Origin of the sequence: Ralstonia sp. RL (assembly GCF_001683835.1) — a bacterium.
In the GTDB taxonomy this organism is placed as follows: domain Bacteria; phylum Pseudomonadota; class Gammaproteobacteria; order Burkholderiales; family Burkholderiaceae; genus Ralstonia; species Ralstonia mannitolilytica.
On the sequence record NZ_LWRX01000055.1, the window covers coordinates 1 to 2498 of the forward strand.

2 protein-coding genes are annotated in these 2498 nt (G+C 65.2%); both read left to right on the forward strand.

Annotated elements, in window-relative coordinates; all coding sequences use genetic code 11:
- The first annotated feature begins 9 nt into the window (after positions 1–9).
- Positions 10–984, forward strand: a complete 975-nt coding sequence (gene glxR, locus A6M56_RS05225) for a 2-hydroxy-3-oxopropionate reductase (RefSeq protein WP_286757859.1) — start codon at positions 10–12, stop codon at positions 982–984.
- A 76-nt stretch (positions 985–1060) separates the two neighbouring features.
- A complete protein-coding gene (locus A6M56_RS05230; RefSeq protein ID WP_102080402.1) occupies positions 1061–2380 on the forward strand; it encodes a glycerate kinase type-2 family protein in 1320 nt (439 codons plus the stop codon).
- Positions 2381–2498 lie beyond the last annotated feature (118 nt).

Below are 2498 nucleotides of genomic sequence, written 5' to 3' on the forward strand. Positions count from 1 at the left end.
GAAAGGGAGATGAACCACCAAGGTTCAAACAAGCAAACCACCAACACATCCAAACCAAGGAGATCCCTCACCATGGCAAACAATCTCAACCTCGGTTTCATCGGCCTCGGCATCATGGGCGCCCCCATGGCCGGTCATCTGCGCGCCGCCGGCCACACGCTCTTCGTGCACGACGTCAACCCGGCACCCGCCGCGCTGGTGGAAGCCGGCGTGACGGTCTGCACGAGCGCAGAAGAAGTCGCCAAGCGTGCCGACATCATCTTCATCATGGTGCCGGACACCCCGCACGTTGAAGCCGTGCTGTTCAGCGAGAAGGGTGTCGCCAAGGCGCTGAAGGATGCCGGCAAGGACGCTGCTGCCAGCAAGATCGTCGTCGACATGAGTTCGATCTCGCCGATCGCGACGAAGGACTTCGCAGCCCGCATCAACAAGCTCGGCGCGCAATACCTGGATGCTCCGGTGTCGGGCGGCGAAGTGGGCGCGAAGGCCGCATCGCTGACGATCATGGTGGGCGGGGAGCAGGCTGCGTTCGACCGCGTGGCACCGCTGTTCCAGCTGATGGGCAAGAACATCACGCTGGTGGGCGGCAACGGCGACGGCCAGACCACCAAGGTGGCCAACCAGATCATCGTGGCGCTGAACATCCAGGCCGTGTCCGAAGCGCTGCTCTTCGCATCGAAGGCCGGCGCCGACCCGGCGAAGGTGCGTCAGGCGCTGATGGGCGGCTTCGCGGCCTCGCGCATCCTGGAAGTGCACGGCGAGCGCATGGTCAAGCGTACGTTCGATCCGGGCTTCCGCATCGAGCTGCACCAGAAGGATCTGAACCTGGCGCTGCAAGGGGCGAAGACGCTGGGCGTGGCGCTGCCGAACACGGCCACCGCGCAGGAACTGTTCAACACCTGCGCCGCCAACGGCCTGGGCAAGCAGGACCATTCGGCGCTGTGCCGCGCGATCGAGATCATGTCGAACCACGACATCGCCTGAATGCGCGCCTAAGTTGTGTGCACTGTCGCAGCCTCCGGGCGGCGGCAGTCTTTTTGCTGTTTCCCCGCTTTCTGCCATGCACCACGACCAGTCTGCCCAGGCCGCCCTGCGCGCCGCCTTGCCCAATCCGTCGCCGCGCGCGCTGTTGCACGGCCTGTTTGATACCGCGGTGGCTGCGGTCAGCGCTGCGCAATGCCTGCCGGCATTCCTGCCCGAACCGCCGCGTGGCCGCACCATCGTCATCGGCGCTGGCAAGGGCGCTGCAGCGATGGCCGAGGCGGTGGAGCAGCACTGGAAGGGCGAGCTGTCCGGCCTGGTCGTCACGCGTTACGAGCACGGCCGTGCGCCCGGCACGCAGGGCCGCATTGAGGTGGTTGAAGCCTCGCACCCCGTGCCCGATGCAGCCGGCCAACGCGCCGCGCAACGCATGGTCGGCCTGCTCGAAGGTTTGACGGAAGACGACCTCGTGCTGTGCCTGATCTCGGGCGGTGGCTCCGCCCTGCTGGCTGCACCCGCCGAAGGCCTGACGCTGGCCGACAAGCAGTCCGTCAACCGTGCGCTGCTCAAGAGCGGCGCGAGCATCGGCGAGATGAACTGCGTGCGCAAGCACCTCTCGTCGATCAAGGGCGGGCGCCTGGCACTGGCGTGCGCACCGGCACGCGTCGAGACGCTGCTGATCTCGGATATTCCCGGCGACGACCCGACGCTGATCGCCAGCGGCCCGACGCTGCCCGACGCCACCACCTGCGCAGATGCGCTGGCCGTGATCGACAAATACGGCATCGACGTGCCCGAAGCGGTGCGCCGTCATCTGGAAACCGGCGCGGGCGAGACGCCCAAGCCCGGCGATGCACGTTTCGAAGGCCATCGCAGCCACGTCATCGCGACGGCCCAGCACGCGCTGGAAGCCGCCGCCGCGCAGGCACGCGCGCTCGGTTACGAGGCACACATCCTGTCGGACAGCATTGAAGGCGAAGCGCGCGATGTGGCCGAAGTGCATGCCGGCATCGTGCGGCAGATCGTGGCGCGCAACCAGCCGTTCACCAAACCGTGCGTGATTCTGTCGGGTGGTGAAACCACGGTGACCGTGCGTGGTAATGGGCGCGGCGGGCGCAATGCCGAGTTCCTGCTGGCGCTGGGCGTGGCGTTGGATGGTTTGCCGGGTGTGCATGCGATTGCTTGCGATACCGATGGCATCGATGGCTCGGAAGACAACGCTGGCGCGATGTTGACGCCGGATAGTCTGGCGCGTGCTGAAGCGCTCGGGTTGCGGGCTAAGCAATTGCTCGACAACAACGATGGGTATGGGTTTTTTGATGCGCTGGGGGATTTGATTGTGACTGGGCCGACCCGGACTAATGTGAATGATTTTCGGGCGATTTTGATTACCGGCTAATTTTTGGGCGAGGGGGATGGGGTTTTGGTTTTGTGGTGCATCCCTTGTTTCATCCCCTGCCGGGGCTGACTCACTTTCTTTGGCAAGACAAAGAAAGTGAGTCGCCCCCGGCAGGGGG

Coding starts and splice junctions, on each gene's coding strand:
- glxR (WP_286757859.1), top strand. CDS start 10: ATGAACCACCAAGGTTCAAACAAGCAAACCACCAACACATCCAAACCA.
- A6M56_RS05230 (WP_102080402.1), top strand. CDS start 1,061: ATGCACCACGACCAGTCTGCCCAGGCCGCCCTGCGCGCCGCCTTGCCC.